At 73.9% G+C, this 16,707-nt stretch carries 21 protein-coding genes; 8 read left to right on the top strand and 13 right to left on the bottom strand.

Going from position 1 to position 16,707, the window contains the following annotated elements; translation table 11 throughout:
- Positions 1 to 35: 35 nt before the first annotated feature.
- The 4 genes from D1J60_RS35605 to D1J60_RS35590 form a co-directional block, all read right to left on the bottom strand.
- Complete coding sequence (locus D1J60_RS35605) at positions 36 to 302, bottom strand: DUF4235 domain-containing protein (protein ID WP_125824635.1); 267 nt, start codon at positions 300 to 302, stop codon at positions 36 to 38.
- Positions 299 to 667 carry a DUF3618 domain-containing protein gene (locus tag D1J60_RS35600; RefSeq protein WP_125824634.1) on the bottom strand — a complete coding sequence of 123 codons (369 nt, stop codon included), beginning with the start codon at positions 665 to 667 and terminating at the stop codon, positions 299 to 301. The genes D1J60_RS35605 and D1J60_RS35600 overlap by 4 nt, the downstream gene beginning before the upstream one ends.
- A complete protein-coding gene (locus D1J60_RS35595; protein WP_125824633.1) occupies positions 664 to 1,071 on the bottom strand; it encodes a phage holin family protein in 408 nt (135 codons plus the stop codon). The genes D1J60_RS35600 and D1J60_RS35595 overlap by 4 nt, the downstream gene beginning before the upstream one ends.
- Positions 1,072 to 1,192: 121 nt before the next feature.
- A complete protein-coding gene (locus D1J60_RS35590) occupies positions 1,193 to 2,236 on the bottom strand; it encodes a YihY/virulence factor BrkB family protein (protein ID WP_125824632.1) in 1,044 nt (347 codons plus the stop codon).
- A gap of 115 nt (positions 2,237 to 2,351) precedes the next feature.
- Here D1J60_RS35590 and D1J60_RS35585 point away from each other — a divergent pair, with 115 nt between their 5' ends.
- From D1J60_RS35585 to D1J60_RS35575, 3 genes are all read left to right on the top strand, one after another.
- Positions 2,352 to 2,747, top strand: coding sequence for a hypothetical protein (locus tag D1J60_RS35585; protein WP_125824631.1), 396 nt, complete (start codon positions 2,352 to 2,354; stop codon positions 2,745 to 2,747).
- A gap of 131 nt (positions 2,748 to 2,878) precedes the next feature.
- Positions 2,879 to 3,040, top strand: a complete 162-nt coding sequence (locus tag D1J60_RS35580) for a hydrophobic protein (protein WP_125603700.1) — start codon at positions 2,879 to 2,881, stop codon at positions 3,038 to 3,040.
- 274 nt (positions 3,041 to 3,314) lie between these two features.
- Positions 3,315 to 3,731 (top strand): hypothetical protein, encoded by a 417-nt coding sequence (locus D1J60_RS35575; RefSeq protein ID WP_125824630.1) that lies wholly within the window; start codon positions 3,315 to 3,317, stop codon positions 3,729 to 3,731.
- Positions 3,732 to 3,864: 133 nt separating this feature from the next.
- On the opposite strand, the gene D1J60_RS35570 is transcribed toward D1J60_RS35575, so the two are convergent.
- The 3 genes from D1J60_RS35570 to D1J60_RS38450 form a co-directional block, all read right to left on the bottom strand.
- On the bottom strand, positions 3,865 to 4,191 hold the full coding sequence (locus tag D1J60_RS35570) for a plasmid stabilization protein (protein ID WP_125824629.1): 327 nt from the start codon (positions 4,189 to 4,191) through the stop codon (positions 3,865 to 3,867).
- 93 nt (positions 4,192 to 4,284) lie between these two features.
- Positions 4,285 to 5,235, bottom strand: a complete 951-nt coding sequence (ligD, locus tag D1J60_RS35565) for a non-homologous end-joining DNA ligase (RefSeq protein WP_125824628.1) — start codon at positions 5,233 to 5,235, stop codon at positions 4,285 to 4,287.
- A 152-nt stretch (positions 5,236 to 5,387) separates the two neighbouring features.
- Entirely contained in the window at positions 5,388 to 5,975 is a 588-nt protein-coding gene (locus D1J60_RS38450; protein ID WP_241253680.1) for a DUF5133 domain-containing protein, read from the bottom strand.
- On the opposite strand from D1J60_RS38450, the gene D1J60_RS35555 reads away from it, so the two are divergent.
- Complete coding sequence (locus D1J60_RS35555) at positions 5,956 to 6,174, top strand: ANTAR domain-containing protein (protein WP_125824627.1); 219 nt, start codon at positions 5,956 to 5,958, stop codon at positions 6,172 to 6,174. The genes D1J60_RS38450 and D1J60_RS35555 overlap by 20 nt on opposite strands.
- A 29-nt stretch (positions 6,175 to 6,203) precedes the next feature.
- On the opposite strand, the gene D1J60_RS35550 is transcribed toward D1J60_RS35555, so the two are convergent.
- The 3 genes from D1J60_RS35550 to D1J60_RS35540 all read right to left on the bottom strand — a co-directional run bounded on the left by D1J60_RS35550 (position 6,204) and on the right by D1J60_RS35540 (position 7,841).
- Entirely contained in the window at positions 6,204 to 6,965 is a 762-nt protein-coding gene (locus tag D1J60_RS35550; RefSeq protein WP_125824626.1) for an STAS domain-containing protein, read from the bottom strand.
- A 68-nt stretch (positions 6,966 to 7,033) separates the two neighbouring features.
- Positions 7,034 to 7,405: a helix-turn-helix domain-containing protein gene (locus tag D1J60_RS35545; protein WP_125824625.1), complete on the bottom strand. Its 372-nt coding sequence runs from the start codon at positions 7,403 to 7,405 to the stop codon at positions 7,034 to 7,036.
- A gap of 79 nt (positions 7,406 to 7,484) precedes the next feature.
- Positions 7,485 to 7,841, bottom strand: a complete 357-nt coding sequence (locus D1J60_RS35540; RefSeq protein WP_164721113.1) for an STAS domain-containing protein — start codon at positions 7,839 to 7,841, stop codon at positions 7,485 to 7,487.
- Between the two features lie 241 nt (positions 7,842 to 8,082).
- Here D1J60_RS35540 and D1J60_RS35535 point away from each other — a divergent pair, with 241 nt between their 5' ends.
- A complete protein-coding gene (locus D1J60_RS35535) occupies positions 8,083 to 8,832 on the top strand; it encodes a ZIP family zinc transporter (RefSeq protein WP_125824623.1) in 750 nt (249 codons plus the stop codon).
- A gap of 166 nt (positions 8,833 to 8,998) precedes the next feature.
- On the top strand, positions 8,999 to 9,274 hold the full coding sequence (locus tag D1J60_RS35530; protein ID WP_125824622.1) for an isoamylase early set domain-containing protein: 276 nt from the start codon (positions 8,999 to 9,001) through the stop codon (positions 9,272 to 9,274).
- Between the two features lie 11 nt (positions 9,275 to 9,285).
- On the opposite strand, the gene D1J60_RS35525 is transcribed toward D1J60_RS35530, so the two are convergent.
- The 3 genes from D1J60_RS35525 to D1J60_RS35515 form a co-directional block, all read right to left on the bottom strand.
- The gene (locus D1J60_RS35525; RefSeq protein ID WP_125824621.1) at positions 9,286 to 10,476 is read right to left on the bottom strand and encodes a PP2C family protein-serine/threonine phosphatase; all 1,191 of its coding nucleotides are present in this window, start codon (positions 10,474 to 10,476) and stop codon (positions 9,286 to 9,288) included.
- Positions 10,477 to 10,873: 397 nt separating this feature from the next.
- The gene (locus D1J60_RS35520) at positions 10,874 to 11,662 is read right to left on the bottom strand and encodes a hypothetical protein (RefSeq protein WP_125824620.1); all 789 of its coding nucleotides are present in this window, start codon (positions 11,660 to 11,662) and stop codon (positions 10,874 to 10,876) included.
- A gap of 76 nt (positions 11,663 to 11,738) precedes the next feature.
- Positions 11,739 to 12,086 carry a carboxymuconolactone decarboxylase family protein gene (locus tag D1J60_RS35515; protein WP_125824619.1) on the bottom strand — a complete coding sequence of 116 codons (348 nt, stop codon included), beginning with the start codon at positions 12,084 to 12,086 and terminating at the stop codon, positions 11,739 to 11,741.
- Between the two features lie 122 nt (positions 12,087 to 12,208).
- Here D1J60_RS35515 and D1J60_RS35510 point away from each other — a divergent pair, with 122 nt between their 5' ends.
- Positions 12,209 to 13,114 (top strand): LysR family transcriptional regulator, encoded by a 906-nt coding sequence (locus D1J60_RS35510; protein ID WP_125824618.1) that lies wholly within the window; start codon positions 12,209 to 12,211, stop codon positions 13,112 to 13,114.
- A gap of 790 nt (positions 13,115 to 13,904) precedes the next feature.
- The gene (locus D1J60_RS35500; RefSeq protein ID WP_164721112.1) at positions 13,905 to 16,607 is read left to right on the top strand and encodes a LuxR family transcriptional regulator; all 2,703 of its coding nucleotides are present in this window, start codon (positions 13,905 to 13,907) and stop codon (positions 16,605 to 16,607) included.
- Positions 16,608 to 16,707: the final 100 nt, after the last annotated feature.

The raw sequence follows: 16,707 nt of genomic DNA, 5'->3' as shown, positions 1-16,707 counted from the left end.
GGTGCGGAGGAGCACCGCTCCGGGCCGGGGAGGGGTCAGCCGGGCCAGGTTCCGGTGAGCCGGCGGGTGGTGGCGGCTCCTGCCCGGTCGACGGCGGCCCTGACGACGGCGAAGATCGCCCCTTGCAGGGCCGCGGCGAGAAGGACCTCTTGCCAGGTGCGGTGCTCGTCGGTGGCGTCAGGGGCGTCGTCTTCGTGGCCGATCACCTTCCACGCCTGCCTGAAGGCCAGGCTCGCGGCCATGCCGCTGACGGCGCCGAGGGCGAGTCCCACGGGCTTGTAAGCGATCTTGGATGCCTTCACTTGTGCCTCCGGTTTCGGCGCAGGAGCAGGAAGACGGCCAACGCTGCGGCAGCCACCAGCAGCGGGGTGCGGTTGCTCCGCGTCAGGGTGGCGGCCGAGGCGGCCTTGTCGAGGACGGGGTCCGGGGTCTTGTCCTTGATCAGTTCGGCGGCCTGGGTGGCCTTGTCCCGGAGGTGACCGGTCAGGAGCGCGGCCTGCTCGGCGGCCTGCTCCTTGACCTCGGTGGCCTTCGCCTTGGTCTGCGCCTTGACGTCGGTCTTGGCGGCCAGCGCCTCGACGGTCTGGCCGAGCTGGTCGCGGGTCCGCTCGACCTGCGCGCGCAGCTGGTCCGGGGTCGGCTCGTCGGCCTGGGGCTGGTTGCTCATCGGTGGGCCTTCTCCTTGATCTCGGCCACATCGGCCTTGATGCTGTCGATGGTCTTCTCGGGGGCGGGACCGCCGGCCCGGGCGACCTGCTTCTTGCCGACCATCCCCAGCAGTGCGGCCAGGGCCGCCAGGGCGGCGCCGATGATCAGGGCTGATGCCCACAGCGGCAGGACCAGGGCCAGAGCGGCGACGGCGGCGGCGACCAGCGCCTGGGCGGCCAGGACGCCGACGAGGCCGGCGCCCCCGAAGAGGCCTCCGCCCAACCCGTACCGCTTGCCCTTCTGGGTCATCTCCGCGCGGGCCAGCTGCATCTCTTCCCGGACCAGCTCCGAGATCTGCTGCGAGGCCCGCGTCACGAGCTCGCCCACCGGCGCGTCGCTGCCGTGGCTTCCCATGGCGCTCATCGAACTGTTCACCTTCCTCCACTCCGCAGGGGGTTCTCGGGGCGCGCATACCCTGCCGTCAGCCGGTCACCCACGGCCAGGGCGGCGCAACGGTGGCGGTGTGCCGGCCGCCGTCCGGCCCTCAGCCCAGGCGCTCATGGTCTTCCTCGCTCCATTCGCGGGTGTCCCGCGGCTCGACGTAGGGCTCCTCGTCCGCGGGGTGGCCGCCCGCGATCGCGCGCTGACGCACCATCTCGGCGTCGAACTCCAAGCCCAGCAGGACGGCCAGGTTGGTGATCCACAACCACACCAGGAAGATGATCACGCCCGCGAGGGTGCCGTACGTCTTGTTGTACGAGCCGAAGTTCGCGACGTAGAACGCGAACCCGGCCGAGGCGACCATCCAGATCACCAACGCGAGGCAGCTGCCCGGGGTCACCCACTTGAAGCCACGGCCCTTGGCATTGGGCGCGGCCCAGTACAGCAGCGCGATCATGACCGTGACCAGGACCAGCAGGACGGGCCACTTCGCGATCGCCCACACCGTCATCGCGGTGTCGCCCACCCCCAGCGCCGAGCCCGCCTGGCGGGCCAGGGTGCCGGTGAAGACGACGATCAGCGCGCTGACCACGGCGAGGATCATGAGCACGACGGTCAGCCCGACGCGCAGCGGGAGCACCTTCCACACCGGCCGGCCTTCGGGCATGTCGTAGACGGCGTTGGAGGCGCGGATGAACGCGGCCACGTACCCGGAGGCCGACCAGATCGCCACGAGCAGACCTACGATCGCCAGGAGCGAGCCGATGCCGGCGTTGCCCTGGAGCTGCTGCACCGCGTTGCCGATCACGTCCCGAGCCGCTCCGGGGGTGAGCTTTTGCAGGTTGTCCAGGACCTGCCGGGTCGCCGACTCGCCCGCGACGCCCAGCAGCGACACCAGCACCAGCAGCGCGGGGAAGAGGGCCAGCACCCCGTAGTAGGTCAGCGCCGCCGCCCGGTCCGCCAGCTCGTCGTCCTTGAACTCCTTCAGGGTCCCGCGCAGCACCGCCTTCCAGGACCGCTTGGGCAACTCGGAGAGCCGATCCGGTGCCCGTTCCTCAACCTGCCGGCCAGGGCCCGGGCCCGGGTCGGCGGCCTCTCCGACGGGGCGCCGGTCGCCCTCGGGTTCTGATCTCTTCGTGGGTCTCATAGGGGGCGCTTTTCCATTCCGGCCGCGCCCATGCGGCTCGCGCCGCAGCGACTGCTCTCGGTTCGGTCCGGTTTCGTCCGAACCGCCGTGACCCGGTCTCAGTAGGATCATGATCATGAATGAGTGGAGTGCTCTTGGCCCGGCGGACGAGAAGCTGACGCAGGAAGCGGCCGAAGTCGCTGTGACCTGGGTACTCGCGGGACAGCTGACGGATGAGCGGTCGAAGCAGTTGATCGTGGGCGACCACCTGAGGAGCCACAGCTGGATGGGCGAAGCGGATTGGGTCCACCGCTGGGAACGAAGCTTCCTTGACGCCCTGGCGACGGCCGCCGACAGCGAGGAAGGCCGACAGCTCGTGGCCGCGGCGAAGGACACGGCGCTCCGGGACATGCAGAGCCACATGTACTTCGAACTCGACCAGGCGGGCTGGCTCGGCCCCACCCCCGGCCACCAGCGCGTCTGCGCGTCCCTGCGCCGCATCATCGCCACCGGCCCCCCGAAGGCCCCGTAGAGCTCTGTCCTGCCTGGCCCTTTGACGAGGCGGCCATCTCAACTGCCCCTCGACGGGCGTAGGAAACACATAAAGTTCGCGCGCATGAGCGGTGGGTGGAGGGGCACACGACGGCTCGGAGGTTGATAACTATGGTTCCCCTGCTTCTCGTTCTCCTGCTCGCCCTGATCCTCTTCGGTGCCGGTTTCGCGGTGAAGGTCCTCTGGTGGGTCGCCATCGCGGTGCTGGTGCTGTGGCTGGTCGGTTTCGTCGCCCGTCCCAAGGGCGGCAGCGGCCGCTGGTATCGCTGGTAGCCGTCTCCACGCGGCGGTGGCCCGCACCCTCTCCGAGAGGGTGCGGGCCACCGCCGTTTTCCGTGCCGCTTCCCGGCCGGGACGCGGCACTTGTCCCGATGTCCGGGTGAGGGCGGTTGCCGCGGGTATGCGAGGCGACAACCGGGACGGCTGTCGTGACGCAGCAGGGAACCTGCTCACCTCCACCGATCGGCGGCCGCCCCGGCCCCGGGGCCGTCCCCCGCCGCCGGGCGGCGCCTTCCCCGTGGCCGGGCCGGGGTCCTAGGGTGTGTGCATGGACATGCGGGCGGGTATCGAGGGCCTGGCCGAGGAGGCCGAGCAGCAGGTCCGGGACCACACCTGGGAACTGGTCCCCGCTGACCGGGTGGTCGCTTCGAAGGCGGCCGCCGATCTTCACACCGCCGTCGGCCCCCCGCACGTGCAGGAGGCCCTGCCGGCGGTCGACCGGCTGGAGTGTCTGCGGGAGGCTCTGGCCGTGCTGGCCATCGCCCTGGCCAGCGTCCACGGGCGTCTGGCCTGGTTCCTCGGCGCGGCCACGACCGTCCTCGCCCCGGTCCTGCACTGGCGTGCCCTGCCCGTGGAGGGCGGGTCCGCCTTCGGCACCACCGCGGCCACCCCGCAGCAGTACGCGGACGCGGAAGGGGCGATCCACCGCCTCCAGGCCGCCCTCACCCGCATCACCACCACCTGACCGGCCGCAGGACCGGCCCCGCCCGACCAGCCCGCCCCGGCGGGCACGGCCGTGAGGGGCCCTGCCGCGCCGAGTCCCGGTGCAGCCCTCAGCCGGCCGCTCCGACGGGCGGGCATGCGCCGTGGGAGGGCCGTCAGTGGCCGAGGGCGTTCTTGAGCTGCTGCTTCGTCATCGTCGAGCGGCCCTCGATGTTGCGCTCCTTCGCCTCCTGATACAGCTCGTCCTTGCTCCGCTCCGACGAACCGCCTCCACCCGACCTCTGGCCGCCCTGCTGCGAGGCCGACCTGCCCTGCGTGGAACCGCGGCCGGCCGTCTTGCTCTCCCCCGCCCGCGCGCGTTCCTTGTTCACCGTCCGGGAAGCCATCTCCTTCGCACGGCCCTCCGACATGCCGCGCTCCTCACCGGACTCCTTGATGTGCTCGTACTGGCGCTCACGCTTCGCGCTGGAACCTCTGGGCATGACACATCCCTGTCTCGACGTTGTCGGGTCACGGCCATGCTGAGGGCCGCCACCCCTCCCCGCACCTCCACCCGGGCCAGACGAGCAGCAGCCTCACACCGCGTGCTGTGGTGTTCCTTCGTCGGGCGCCAGTGCGGTGAGCAGGGCGCGGGCGTTCCGGAGGGAGCGGGGCCGGGGAGGGGTCGTCCACGGGTCGTCCGCCAACAGGCCGTCGATGGTGGAGAGGGTCCAGCGACGGGCGGTGAGCCGGGGATCGTCGAGGTCGCTCCAGGCCAGGGGGGCGGCGACCGGCGCGCCGGGGCGGGCCCGGACGGCGTAGGGGGTGACGGCCGTCTGGGCGTAGGCGTTGCGCCCGATGTCGAGGAACAGGCGGCCGCGCCGGTCCTTCTTCCTGGGCTCGGTGGTGAACCGGTCGGGGTGGCGGGCGGCCAGGACGCCGGCGACACCGCGCGCGAAGGCGCGCACCTCGTCGAAGGGCGCACGGCCGTCGAGGGCGATGACGACGTGGAGGCCGCGGGAACCCGTGGTCATGAGCAGGGACGGCAGTTCCAGCTCGCCCAGGAGGTGGTGGAGGCCGCGCGCGGCGTCCCGTACCGGCGCGAAGTCGTCACCGGCCGGGTCGAGGTCGAACACCAGCCGGTCCGGGTGGCCGGGCCGTTCGGCCTTGGACAGGAAGCGGTGCGGGGTGATGCACGCCTGGCCGGCGAGGTAGAGGAGCGTGGCCGTGTCGTCGCACAGGGCGTAGGTGACGGTTCCGTCCTCCTTGGGCAGCTCGGCCCGGTGGATCCAGTCCGGGAAGTGGTCGGGGACGTCCTTCTGCATGAACGCCGGGCCGTCGATGCCGTCCGGATGCCGTTCCAGCATCAGGGGCCGTCCGCGCAGGTGGGGCAGGATGCGGGGGGCGACCGTCCGGTAGTAGCCGGCGAGGTCGCTCTTGCTGATGCCGTCGCCGGGGAAGAGGACCTTGTCCGGGCGGCCGATCTCGACGGTGCGGCGGCCGGCCCGGAGGCGCTCCGGCGGGGTGGAGTGCTGCTTCGGGGTCATGGGCCCTCCCGGCCGGTGGTCTGCGGGTCGTCGGCGGCTCGGCGAAGTTCCTGTCGGCGCGGCTACCCGGGATCGCCGCCGTCACCCCTGGCGTTCGCGCCCGGCTGTCCGGGGCGGGTCAACCGCGCCGGCGAGCCACGGCCCGCGGCCCGCTACGGCTTCGGGGCGGCCCCGGGCGTCATCCTGCGCGCGGCCAAGTACTGTTCGGCGGCCTGGAGAGCCGCGTGGGTGCTGCGTTGCCCGATCAGGACGCACAGCGTGTACGCGGCGTTGCCGAGGTCGGCGCGCGTGGCCGGATCCTCGGGGGATGCCAGCAGACGGCGTCGGACGGCGCGCAGGTGGTTGAGGTGCTGGCGCAGGACGAGGGCGTTGGGCATGAGGCGGGAGGCGCCCGCGTCCGGCTCCGTGGGCGAGGTGCGGGCCCGGTCGATCGTCTGGGCCAGTGCCCGCTCCAGCCCCGGCTCGACGGGGGCGGCGCCGGCGTGCAGGGCGAAGACGGCCTCGGCCACGGCAGCCGCCGCGGTACCGGTCAGGCGGGCCGCCGGCTTCGAGGCCGCCCACGGCTTCCCCCTGCGCCTGGGCGACGAGACGATCGGCGCGCTGAACCTCCTCGCCCGCACCCCGGCCTCCATCCCCCCGCAGGACGCGAGCCTCATGAAGGCGCTGGCCCGCGTGGCCGCGACCTCCGTGCTGACGTGGACCGGGAGCCGCTGCGCCCGTATGACATCGTCACCCGCCACCCAGGCGGCGCTCTCCTCGAAGGGCGTACCGGACATCGCCGCCGGCATGCTCGCCGCCACCGCCGCCATCACCCCCGCCGAGGCGGGAGCGCGGCTGCGGGCCTACGCACGCGTGCACCACCGGCGGCCCGCCGACATCGCCGACGCCCTCGTACGCAGGACCCTGAGCCCCCGGTCCGTCCTCGCGCCGGAGACCTGACCGGGGGGGGTGGGCGCGGCGCGGGTGTCCTACACCCCTGGCCGCAGGCGTTCGGGCCCGGCGCGGCCGGGTCCCGGGCGGGTCCGGGGCTCGGAGGCCGCTCTGGCCGCTCCGGCCGTGCGGACGGCGGTGGCGAAGTCCTGGAGCCGGCGCAGCAGCCGGGTGGGCCTTTCGGTCTGCGGGTACTGCTGATCGACGAGGTCCAGGAGTCCACGCGGCTGGGGCTGCCAGTTGTAGGCGAAGAACGCGATTCCGCGCGCGTCCAGGCGGCGTGCGAAGCCGATCAGCGCGTCCAGGCCCGTGACGTCCATGAGGGTCAGGTCCTGCATGTCGCAGGCCACCACGTCCACGTCCGCGAGACCGGCCGTCGCCTCCTCGAGAACCGCTCCGGTGCTCTCGTCGAGCCGGCCGACGGGGGCGAGGTGCACGGTCGGGCCGTAGCGGCGGTGCTCGACCCACAGGACAGGGGGGCGGACGGTGAGCACCCGCTCCACCCCGGACAGGTGCAGGACGCGGGCCACCGGCCGGCTGAGCGCGGTCAGGACGAGCGTCTTGCCGGCCTGCGCGGCCAGCTCGTCCAGGTCCAGCAGGACATGCAGTCCTGCGCTGTCGCAGAAGGTGACGGCGGCCAGGTCGACGTCGAGTCCGGTGTCGCCGGCTTCCAGGGCCGCGGTGAGTTCCTCGCGCAGGCCCGGAGCTTCGTCCATGTCGATCTCGCCGCTGACCCGGGCCAGGACCCGCTGGGGGCCCGATTCGAAGACCACGGCGACGTGGTCGGGCTGGGAGGTCATGGCCTTGCTCCCTTCGCGACCCAAGCTGCGTGAGGCCCTCGGGATGGGGGTGGCGCGCGGCCCGCGGCTCAGCCGCTCCGGTCGCGCTCACGGGGGTCACCGTGCGGCGAGGGCCGGCCGGCCGTCCCGGCCTTGGAGGTCAGGTCGACCAGGAGTTGCAGGAGGTCCGCGACCTCGTGGCCGCCCTCGGCAGGGTGGCGGAAGGGGGTCCCGGGCGTGACCTTGTAGAGGTTGCGGCGGCCGTTGCGCACCCGGGTGAGGTACCCGGCGCTCTCCAGGTCCGCAACGATGGACTGCACCGCACGCTCGGTGATCAGGCAGGTCCGGGCCATGTCCCGCAGCCGTATCTCGGGATCTGCCAGGATGCTGGCGAGGATCCGGGCGTGGTGGGTGACGAACGTCCAGCTGGTCCGAGGCCCTGTCGGCCCTATCGGCTCCATGTCTGAATTATGCGCTTTGTGATTCCGGATCGGCCAGACCCGAACCCGGATGCGCCATGCCGCTGACGAGGGGGGCCGGTCAGAAGGGCGGGGCCGGGTCGATCGTGAACAGGGCCGAGGCGTTCGTCATCTCCAGCAGCCGCAGGAACTGACGCCGGGGCCCGGCGAGGCGCAGATCCTGCCCGGCTCTGGCGGCGAGGGTGCGGGCGGTGAGGAGGGCGTTGAGGCCGGAGGAGTCGCAGAAGGACAGGTGCCGCAGGTCGGCCACGACGCGGGCGGGCCGGGGCTCGGCGGTCAGGGCGTCGTGGAGGGCCTGGCGGAAGGCCGTGGCGCGGACGAGGTCCATCTCGCCGTAGGGGCGGACCACGGTGACGCTGCCGCGGGCGTCGACCTCGATTCGTTCGCTGCCGTCCTCGTCTTCGTGGTGGCCTTGCACGCGGGGGTCCTCTCGCCGGTCCGCCCACCGTAGGACCCGGCAGCGGATGCCGGCCCGCGCGACACCGGCCGCAGCGGGGGTTGCCACCGGCCGGGTGAGCGGCCCGGGCGTCGGCCGCGTACACCGCCGGCGGGGAAGCCGGGCCGCTCACAGCGCCGGCGACCCGAGCCGGCACAGGCCGTTGCGGCCCGGGTTGGCGGGTACACGCGCAGCATCTGATGTCAGCGGGAGAGGGGATGTCGTGGTGGGAGCGCTGGTTGCGGGTGGGTGGGGCCTGTTCGCGGGCGCGGCGCTGCTGGTCGGCGCCGCCATCGGCCTGTTCGTACGGGTCCCGCCCCGCTGGATCGCGCTCGTCATGGCGTTCGGCAGCGGCGTGCTGATGTCAGCGGTGTCCTTCGAGCTGATCGCCGAGGCGTACGAGCGCTCCGGCATCGGGCCCGTCGTCTGGGGCGCGGTCGGCGGGGCCGCGGTGTACTCGGGGGCGAACGCGCTGCTGGCGCGGCGCGGTGCCCAGCACCGCAAGCGCTCCGGGGAGCAACAGCCGTCGGAGTCGCAGTCGCCCGGTTCGGGCAACGCCATCGCGCTGGGCGCGCTGCTCGACGGGGTTCCGGAGTCGGTGGTGATCGGCACCAGCCTCCTGGGAGGCGGGCACCTGGGCGCGGCGACGGTGGGAGCGGTGTTCATCAGCAACCTGCCCGAGGGCCTGGCCAGCGCCGCCGGCATGCGCGGCGCGGGGCGCAGCCGCCGCTACGTCTTCACCCTGTGGGGCGGCATCGCGCTGATCAGCGGCTTGGCGGCACTCGCCGGGTACGCGCTGCTCGGCGGGGCCTCCGAGGCGGTGCTGGCGGTGATCACGGCGGTGGCGGGCGGGGCGATCCTCGCCATGATCGCGGACACGATGATCCCCGAGGCCTACAGCAAGGTGCACCTGCTGACGGGCCTGGTCACCGTGGCCGGGTTCTTGTCCGCGTTCGCCCTGGGCCACCTCTAGGGTCTGTCGGCCCCCGGCCGGACCGTCACACGCTGGGGTGCTTCGGGGTGTGGCGGGTGGGTGAGCGTGCGGCCGGGACGGCGGCGTCAGCGGTCCCGTCCCGTGGCCGGCGTCGAGCATGGGGCCGTATCCCGCCCCATCCGCTTCAGCCGTGAGGAGCCCTGCCGTGCTGGAACGCGCCCTGCGCAAGAACTCCGCCAAGGTCACCTTCGTCCTGCCCGCCGACACGCCCGCGGCCGAGGTGAGCGTGGTCGGGGACTTCAACGACTGGCGTCCCGGCGTCCATGCCCTGACCCCGCGCAAGGACGGCAACCGGGCCGTCACCGTGGAACTCCCCAAGGGCAGCAGCCACTCCTTCCGCTACCTCGCCGCCGGGGACTACTGGTTCAACGAGGACATGGCCGACGCCCAGGACGGCCCGAACAGCCGCATCCACACCTGACCGGCCGGCTTTCAGGTGGTCGTGGGGTCGGCGGCCTGGGGGCCGTGCCAGTCCAGGCACAGGACGGTGGCGTCGTCCCTGGGCGGGCGGCCTTCGTAGGCGTCGGAGACCGCGCCGACGAGCGTGCGTACGACCTCGCGGGGGTGGTCGTAGGCGGTCTTGCGGAGCAGACCCGGGAGGTCGACGGTTTCGGCGTCGCGTTCCTGCATGCCGTCGGTGTGCAGGAGCAGCCGGTCGCCGGGCCTCAGGTCGAGGTCCTGCACCTGGTAGGTGCCCTGCAGACCGAAGCCGAAGGGCAAGTTCACGGCCAGGGGCAGTTCGCTGACCGTGCCGTCGCGCAGCCGCAGGGGCCAGGGGTGGCCGGCGTTGACGAGCTGGGCGCTGGTGCCGTCGAGGGCGATGCGCAGGAGCTGGCCGGTGGCGATGCTGTGGTGGCCGTGGTCGAGGAGGGCCCGGTGGAGCTGGCGGGCCTGTTCGGCGAGGGTTTCGCCCGCGCGGCGGGCGCCGCGGGAGGCGTTGACCAGGAGGGTGGCCATGAGGGAGGCGTTGACGTCGTGGCCCATGGCGTCGGTGATCGAAAGGTGCAGGGTGTTCTGGTCGAGGCTGTAGTCGTAGGTGTCGCCGGCGATGTCGGAGGCCGGCACCAGAGCGCCGGCGAGCGTGAACTGGGGGGCCTCGCAGGAGGAGGCGGCGGGCAGGAGCTGGCGCTGGATCTCCGCGGAGAGGCTGACCTCGGTGGTGCGGTTGCCCCAGTGGTAGAGGTCGGTGAAGCGGCGGTCGGTGACGATGATGTACGCCAGCGCGTGCGCGGCTTCCTGGATCTGCTCCAGCACGCCCGGGGTGACGTCGGGGAGGAAGAGTTCCAGGACGCCGATGGCGTCCCCGCGGTTGGTGACCGGCGCCAGGACGCGCCGGCCCTGCCCGCCGTCCGGCGCCAGGAGCAGGCGCTGATGGTGCAGGACCTCGTCGTAGACGCTGCTGCCGGCGAGCGGCACCTGCGCGGCTCGGTCCTCCCGCTGTGGGCCCGCCGTGTCGTGGACGCGCAGCAGGCGCCGCCCGACGACGTCGACGAACAGGAACGACACGTACGCGGCGCCGAACCGGTCGCGCAGGTTGCGGGCCACGACGTCGAGGGAGTTCACCGGCGCCGCGGCCTCCGCCGCCGCCAGCACCTCGGCCAGCCCGATCCGATCATCCGCCACATCCGCCTCCTAGGGGTCTGCGAACTCTCCTTCCCCCGAAACGACGAAACCCCCGGACTGACACGACCACCTGACGCCGTGGGAAATCGGGTACGCGCCGCGGATACGGCCTGCGAGGCTGTGGGGATGACCGAGACGACCCCGTACGACGCCGACCGCGCCCGATTCACCCGACAGGCTCTCGCACGCCTCGTGCTGTGCGATCACGCGGCGGACGTCGCGGACGGCGCAACCGGGCTGATCGCCACCGAGAACGACCCCGACACCGGCCGAAAGCGCGTAGCCCGGCTGCCCACGGCAGCGTACGACCCCGCTTGGGCATGCGACCGGCTGGACACCTGGGCGGGAACCGGCTCGCTCTGGCCCGCCGTCGGCGGCCTCGGGCGGGAGGTCGGGGTCAGGGGGCCCATGGCAGGCGGAGGGCCTCGATTTCCGTGTCGTTCAGGAGGGCCTCGATGAGCGGGGCGGGGCCCGCGACCTTGGTGGCCCAGAGGTCGTAGTCCGTGCAGAGGACCCAGGACCGGTCCTGGGCCCAGAGGTTGGAGGGGGTCCAACCGTCCTCCTCCGGGTGGTCGTACAGTGCCTTGGCATCCGCGAGCGTGCCGGCCCGCAGGTGCAGGTCGTCGAAGTCCTCAGCCCTGTGCAGCAGCGGGTTGTAGTAGGCCGTGCAGCGGGTCTGCGGACCCTGCGGGCTGTGCTGGGTGAGGATGTCGACCAGGCGGTTCCAGTCGGTCCGGTCCAGACGGCCCTCGGACGGCCCCGCGATGCCGACCGGCCAGCCGCTCGGCTCCCGGAGCGAGGGGAACGAGCGGTGGCACGGCAGCCGCCCCTCGGGCGCCACGGGATCACCGGTCCGCTTCGAGAGTTCCGCCCAGCGCAGCCGGCGCCAACGGGGGCCGGGGGGCTCGCCCGGCGTTCCCCCGAACACGTCCGCGGGGTCGAGGCCCGGGATGACCTCGGGCCCGCCGCCGTTCAGTACGGCTCGTTGGTACGCGGCGTAGGACATGCCGGTGGGCCCGAGTTCGTGTTCGTACATGGAGTGCAGGACCCAGGCGGCGTCGGGCAGTGCCGGCGGCATGAAGCCTGTCAGGCCGTCATCGTCGGCGAGCTCCCGCAGCCAGTCGGTCCCCCCGGCCGAGGTCAGCGGCCACCGGGCCGTCGCCACGGCAGCGGATGTCTCGTTCATCCGTGTCATCCGTTGAGGATCTCACCTGCCGCGGCGAGCGCCGGCCTCACTTCCCGGCGTTGAGGTCAGCCCCGGCTCAGGTGGCGGACGGGGCGTGGTGGCCGTGCTGTTCGTAGAGGCGGTCGGCGAGGAGGGCGTGGGCGAGGGTTCCGCCGGCGCGGACCGAAGCGGTGACGAACGCGGTCTCGGCGAGTTCCTCTGCGGTGACGCCGTGCTTGCGGGCGGCTGCGGTGTGGACGTCGAGGCAGTACGCGCACTGGGTGACGAGGGCCACGGCCACGGAGATCAGCTCGCGGTAGCGGCGCGGGACGGCGCCGTCCTCGCGGTCGACCGCCTTCTGGAAGGCGAGCCAGGCCGCGAACTCGGGCGCCGCGGCGGCGCCCACGGAGCGGGCGCGGTGGAGGTCGTCGGGGTGGGCGTACATGGGTACTCCTTGGGGAAGTGGAGGTTGGTGGGGGGGGACGGCTCCACCTCATCCCGGGTGCTGCCTCCGCGTCCAAGACCGGTTCCGTGGGGGCGGTGCCGTTGTCGGTATCGTGGCCGGTCATGGACTTGAGGGCGTTGCGCTGTTTCGTCGCGGTCGCGGAGGAGGGCCACTTCGGCCGCGCCGCCGGGCGGCTCCACCTCGCCCAGCCGCCCCTCAGCCGCCGGATCCGCGATCTGGAGGCGGACCTGGGGTGCCGGCTGTTCGACCGGATCCCGACCGGGGCGCGCCTGACGGCGGCGGGAAGGGTGCTGCTCCCGGAGGCGCGCGACCTGTTGGCGCGGGCCGAGCGGGCCCGCGAGCGGGTGCGGGCGGCGGAGTCCGTACGCGAGGTCGTCCTGGGCGCCGTCGCCGGAGCCGGCCTGGACTCCTGCCCCGCCGCGCTCGCGGTGCTGCGCGACACCCACCCCGGGCTGCGGCTCAGGCTGCACGAGGCGCCGGTGACCGATCCGACGGGCGGGCTGCGGGAGCGTCGGGCCGATCTGGCACTGACCCGTCTCCCCTTCGACACCGCGGGGCTGACCGTACGTCAGCTCGGCGTCGAGCCCCTGGTGGCGGCGCTGCCCGCGGACGACGCGCTCGCCGCGCGGTCGCGGCTGCACGTGCGGGAACTCGCGGGGAGGCCGCGCTTCCGGCTGCCGGCCGGCACGGACGCGCGGTGGCGCGCGTACTGGCTCGCCGCTGCCGAGGACACTCCCGGGCCGGTGGTGACGTCCGTCGAGGAGTGCCTGCACGCGGTGGTGTGGGACGGGGTGACCGGGATACTGCCGGCCGGGGCCGCGCGCCGGCACGCGCGCCCCGGCATCGCGTTCGTCCCGGTCGACGGCCATCCGCCGAGCCGCGTGGTGCTGGCCCGCCGCGCGGACGCCCCCGATCCGCTCGTGGACGCGGTGGCCGCCGCTCTGGCGGACGCCCATGCTTCGGCGGGCGCCCTGGCCGGTGTCGACGCCGCCGTTCCGGTCGCGTAGCGGGCGGCCGCCGCCGGTGCCGAAGCCTCCCGCCCGGCGTCCTCTCGGATACCGCCGCACCGGTGCCGGCCCCTCGCGGACCGCTCGGGCGGCAGGCGGGCCGTCGGCAGCCTCGCCTCCCCCGCCCAGGAGACTCAGCCATCGCGGTGGTGGTTCACTTGCCGGACAGCTTGGTGGGGGTCAGGGGAGGTCGTGTGGAGGAGCCAGGGTTCCGTGTGCTGGTGACATCAGCCGGCAACCGGGGAACAGAGGCCGTACGTGCCATACGTACGGTCACCGGCCTCAGTCTCTGGAACAGCAAGCTTCTGCTCGCCGGAGCACCCGTGGAGATCATGGTCCCCGGCTCGCTCGAAGCTGACGAGGTGGCTGGGGTCCTTGAGGACGCGGGCGCCGCTGCCACGCTGCTCTGCGATTGCTGCGGCCGCGGCATCAGGCGGGGAGCCTTCCCCCTCGATTCCCCACGGTTCGACGGCCCGTGGGTTCTTGAGATCTGCTGGGCGAGTGGCTCACCCACCCCATGCGAGCCGGCCGGTTCGGGCTGAGGGGCGGGCGTCGGGCTCTGTCGCGGGCCGCCCCCGTGAGGGCCGTGCGGGGGGGCGGGCCGGTTGGGGTTTGTGTGGCTGTGGGGGTGCGCTCCGGTGTCCGCAGGATCTGTGGTGGGGTGTGTCGTGCGCCGTCGTTCTTCCGCGAATTCGCCCTCGGGGCCGCGGCGGTTATGCTCCGGGCCGGTGACCTCGGCCGGTTCGGGCGGAGGCCGTAGTCCCGCGCGAAGAGTTTCAGGAGTTCTGTGGTGATCGGACGTCAGGAAGCGCGGGCGTTCGTCGCCGAGGCGCTCTCCCCCCGCGGGTCTTCGGCGGTGCTGCTGCTCGGGGAGGCGGGGGTGGGCAAGACCCTGCTGCTGGACACCGCCGTCGAGGAGGCCGTCCGGGCCGGGGCCCAGGTGCTGCGCGTACGGGGCAACGCCGCCGAGTCCGAACTCGCCTTCGCCGGCCTGCACCAGCTGCTGCTGCCGGTCCTGGACGGGACCGGCGGCCTGCCGCCCCGTCAGCGGGCCGCGCTGCTGGCGGCGTTCGGGCTCGGGGACGACCCGGCGCCGCCCGACCTGATGATGATGAGCCTGGCCGTGCTCACCCTCACGTCCCAGGTCGCCTCCACCGCCCGGCTGGTGCTGGCCGTCGACGACGCCCAGTGGCTCGACCGCGGCAGCTGCCAGGTGCTCGGTTTCCTCGCCCGCCGCCTGGACGGCGAGTCGATCGGCCTGGTCGTCGCCGCCCGCGGCTGCCGCCCCGACTGGCTCGACCCGGCCGTCCCGGAGCTGGTCGTGCCGCCGCTCCCGCCCGCCGAGGCGGAGGAACTCCTCGCCGCGCAGCCGGGCGCGCCCGTCGGTCCGGCCCGCCGCCGGCTCCTCGAGACCGCCGCCGGCAACCCGCTGGCGCTGGTCGAGCTGGCGCGGTCCGCCGCCCGCGGTGGGGACCGGCTCCCCGCCGTCGGTCCGGTACCGGTCACCGATCTGCTGGAGCGCACCTTCGCCGCCCAGGTCGGCGAGCTGCCGGCCGCCACCCGTGCGGCGCTGGTGGTCGCCGCCGCCGCGGAGGGTGCCACCCTCGCCGACGTCCTCGCGGCCCTGCCGTCCGGTCCGGACACGGAGGTGTGGCTGCCCGCCGAGCGGGCCGGACTGGTGCGTCTGGAGGCCGACCGCATCAGTTTCCGCCACCCCCTGATCCGGTCCGCCATCTACGGCGCCGCCCCGTTCGCCGAGCGGCGCCGCGCGCATCTGGCGCTGGCGGCCGCCCTCGGCTCCGACCCCGACCGGCGGGCCTGGCAGCTGTCCGCCGCTGCGGTCGAACCCGATCCGGCGGTCTCGGGCGAGCTGGAGGGCACCGCCATGCGCGCCCTCGCCCGCGGGGCCGTCGCCGAGACCGTCGCCGGACTGGAACGCGCCGCACAGCTGCACCCGGTGGCGGCCGAGCGGACACGGCTGCTGTCGACCGCGGCCTACGCGGCCGTCGTCGCCGGTGACACCGACCGGGCCGAAGCCCTGGCCGCCGAGGCCTCCCGCCTCGACGCCGGTCCGGAGGCCCGGCGCTGGATATCGGCGCTCAGCGGCCTCGTCGCGATGCTGACCCTGCGCATGGAGCGCGCCTTCGCCCTCGTGGTGCCGGACGAACTGCCCGGCGCGGCACAGATCGACGCGGGTGTCAGCACGATCGCCACCGGCATCGCCTACCACTCGGGTCTGCCCGCGCAGCGGGAGCGGATCCGCCCCATGCTCGCGGCCCGGGCCGGCGACGAGGGCATGGCCGGCCACCCGTTCCACCTGTGGGACACCGGCTGCACGGACCCGTTCGTCCACGGCCCGGCGATCCGCGCCCTGCTCCCCGCCGTGACGGCCGCGCCGGGTCTGATCCCGACCGAGAGCCACACGCTGGGCGTCCTGTGCATGCTGCTCGACGAAACCGAGACGTCCGTCAGCCTGCTGGGCGAACTGGTCAACCCGCAGTGGGAGGGCGCCGCGGACTTCCACGCCGGCACCGCCGCCGCCGACCTGGCCTTCGCCCACCTCGACGGCGGGCGGTGGGCCGACGCCCGTCTCGGCGTCGAGCGGCCGGCCGAGCGGTTCCTCGCCGGCCGGCACACCCTCGGGCCCGCGCGCGCCCTGGCCGCCCTCGCCACGGTGTGCGCGCTGACGGGCGAGCCGGAGACCGCCCTGCGGCACGCGGCGGCCGTCCTCGCGGTCACCGAGCCGGCCGGAGCGCTCGCGACCGCGGCGCGCGCCCACCGTGCCGCCGGCCTGGCGGCCACCGCCCTCGGCGACCACACCTCCGCCCACCGTCACCTGCGCGCCCTGTACGACGAGCCGGGGGCGCCGCTGCACTACCACCTGTCCTGCTACGGCGTCGCCGATCTCGCGGCCGCCGCCGTGCTCACCGGGCGGACCGGGGACGCCCGTACCGTACTCGCCCGGGTCCGCGCCGAGGTCGGCGACGGGGCCTCGGTCCGGCTGCGCCAGATCCTGCTGCGCGCCACGGCCCTGCTCGCGGCCCCGGAGGAGGCCGGCGCGTACTTCCGGGAGGCCCTGGAGGACCGGGAGGGCGGGCGCTGGCCCTTCGAGCGGGGCCAGGTGTGGCTGGAGTACGGCGAATGGCTGCGCCGGCGACGGCAGATCGCCGACGCCCGCGACGCCCTGACCAAGGCGCGCGAGGTCTTCGAGGGGCTCGGCGCCGGATCCTGGGCGGCCCGCGCCGAGGCCGAACTGCGCGCGGCGGGCGTCGCCGTCGAATCGGCCCGCACCAGTGCCCTGCGCTCGCTGACCCCGCAGCGGCAGCGGATCGTCCGTCTCGCCGCCCAGGGGCTGACCAACCGGGAGATCGGCGAGCGGCTGTTCCTCTCCCCGCGCACCGTCGGCACCCACCTCTACCAGGCCTTTCCCGTCCTGGGCGTGTCCGCGCGCGCACAGCTGCGCGACGTGGTGGAGCGGGAACCGGGGGACTGAGACGGCCCGGTGCCACGGCGTACGTCACGTGACGGATGGCCGCAGGGCGAGGGGGGCCGAGAGTGGGAGCGGAACGACCCGTATCCCGTTCGGAGCCCCC

Source organism: Streptomyces sp. W1SF4 (assembly GCF_003950035.1).
In the GTDB taxonomy this organism is placed as follows: Bacteria; Actinomycetota; Actinomycetes; order Streptomycetales; family Streptomycetaceae; genus Streptomyces; species Streptomyces racemochromogenes.
This window is presented reverse-complemented; position numbering and strand designations above follow the sequence as displayed.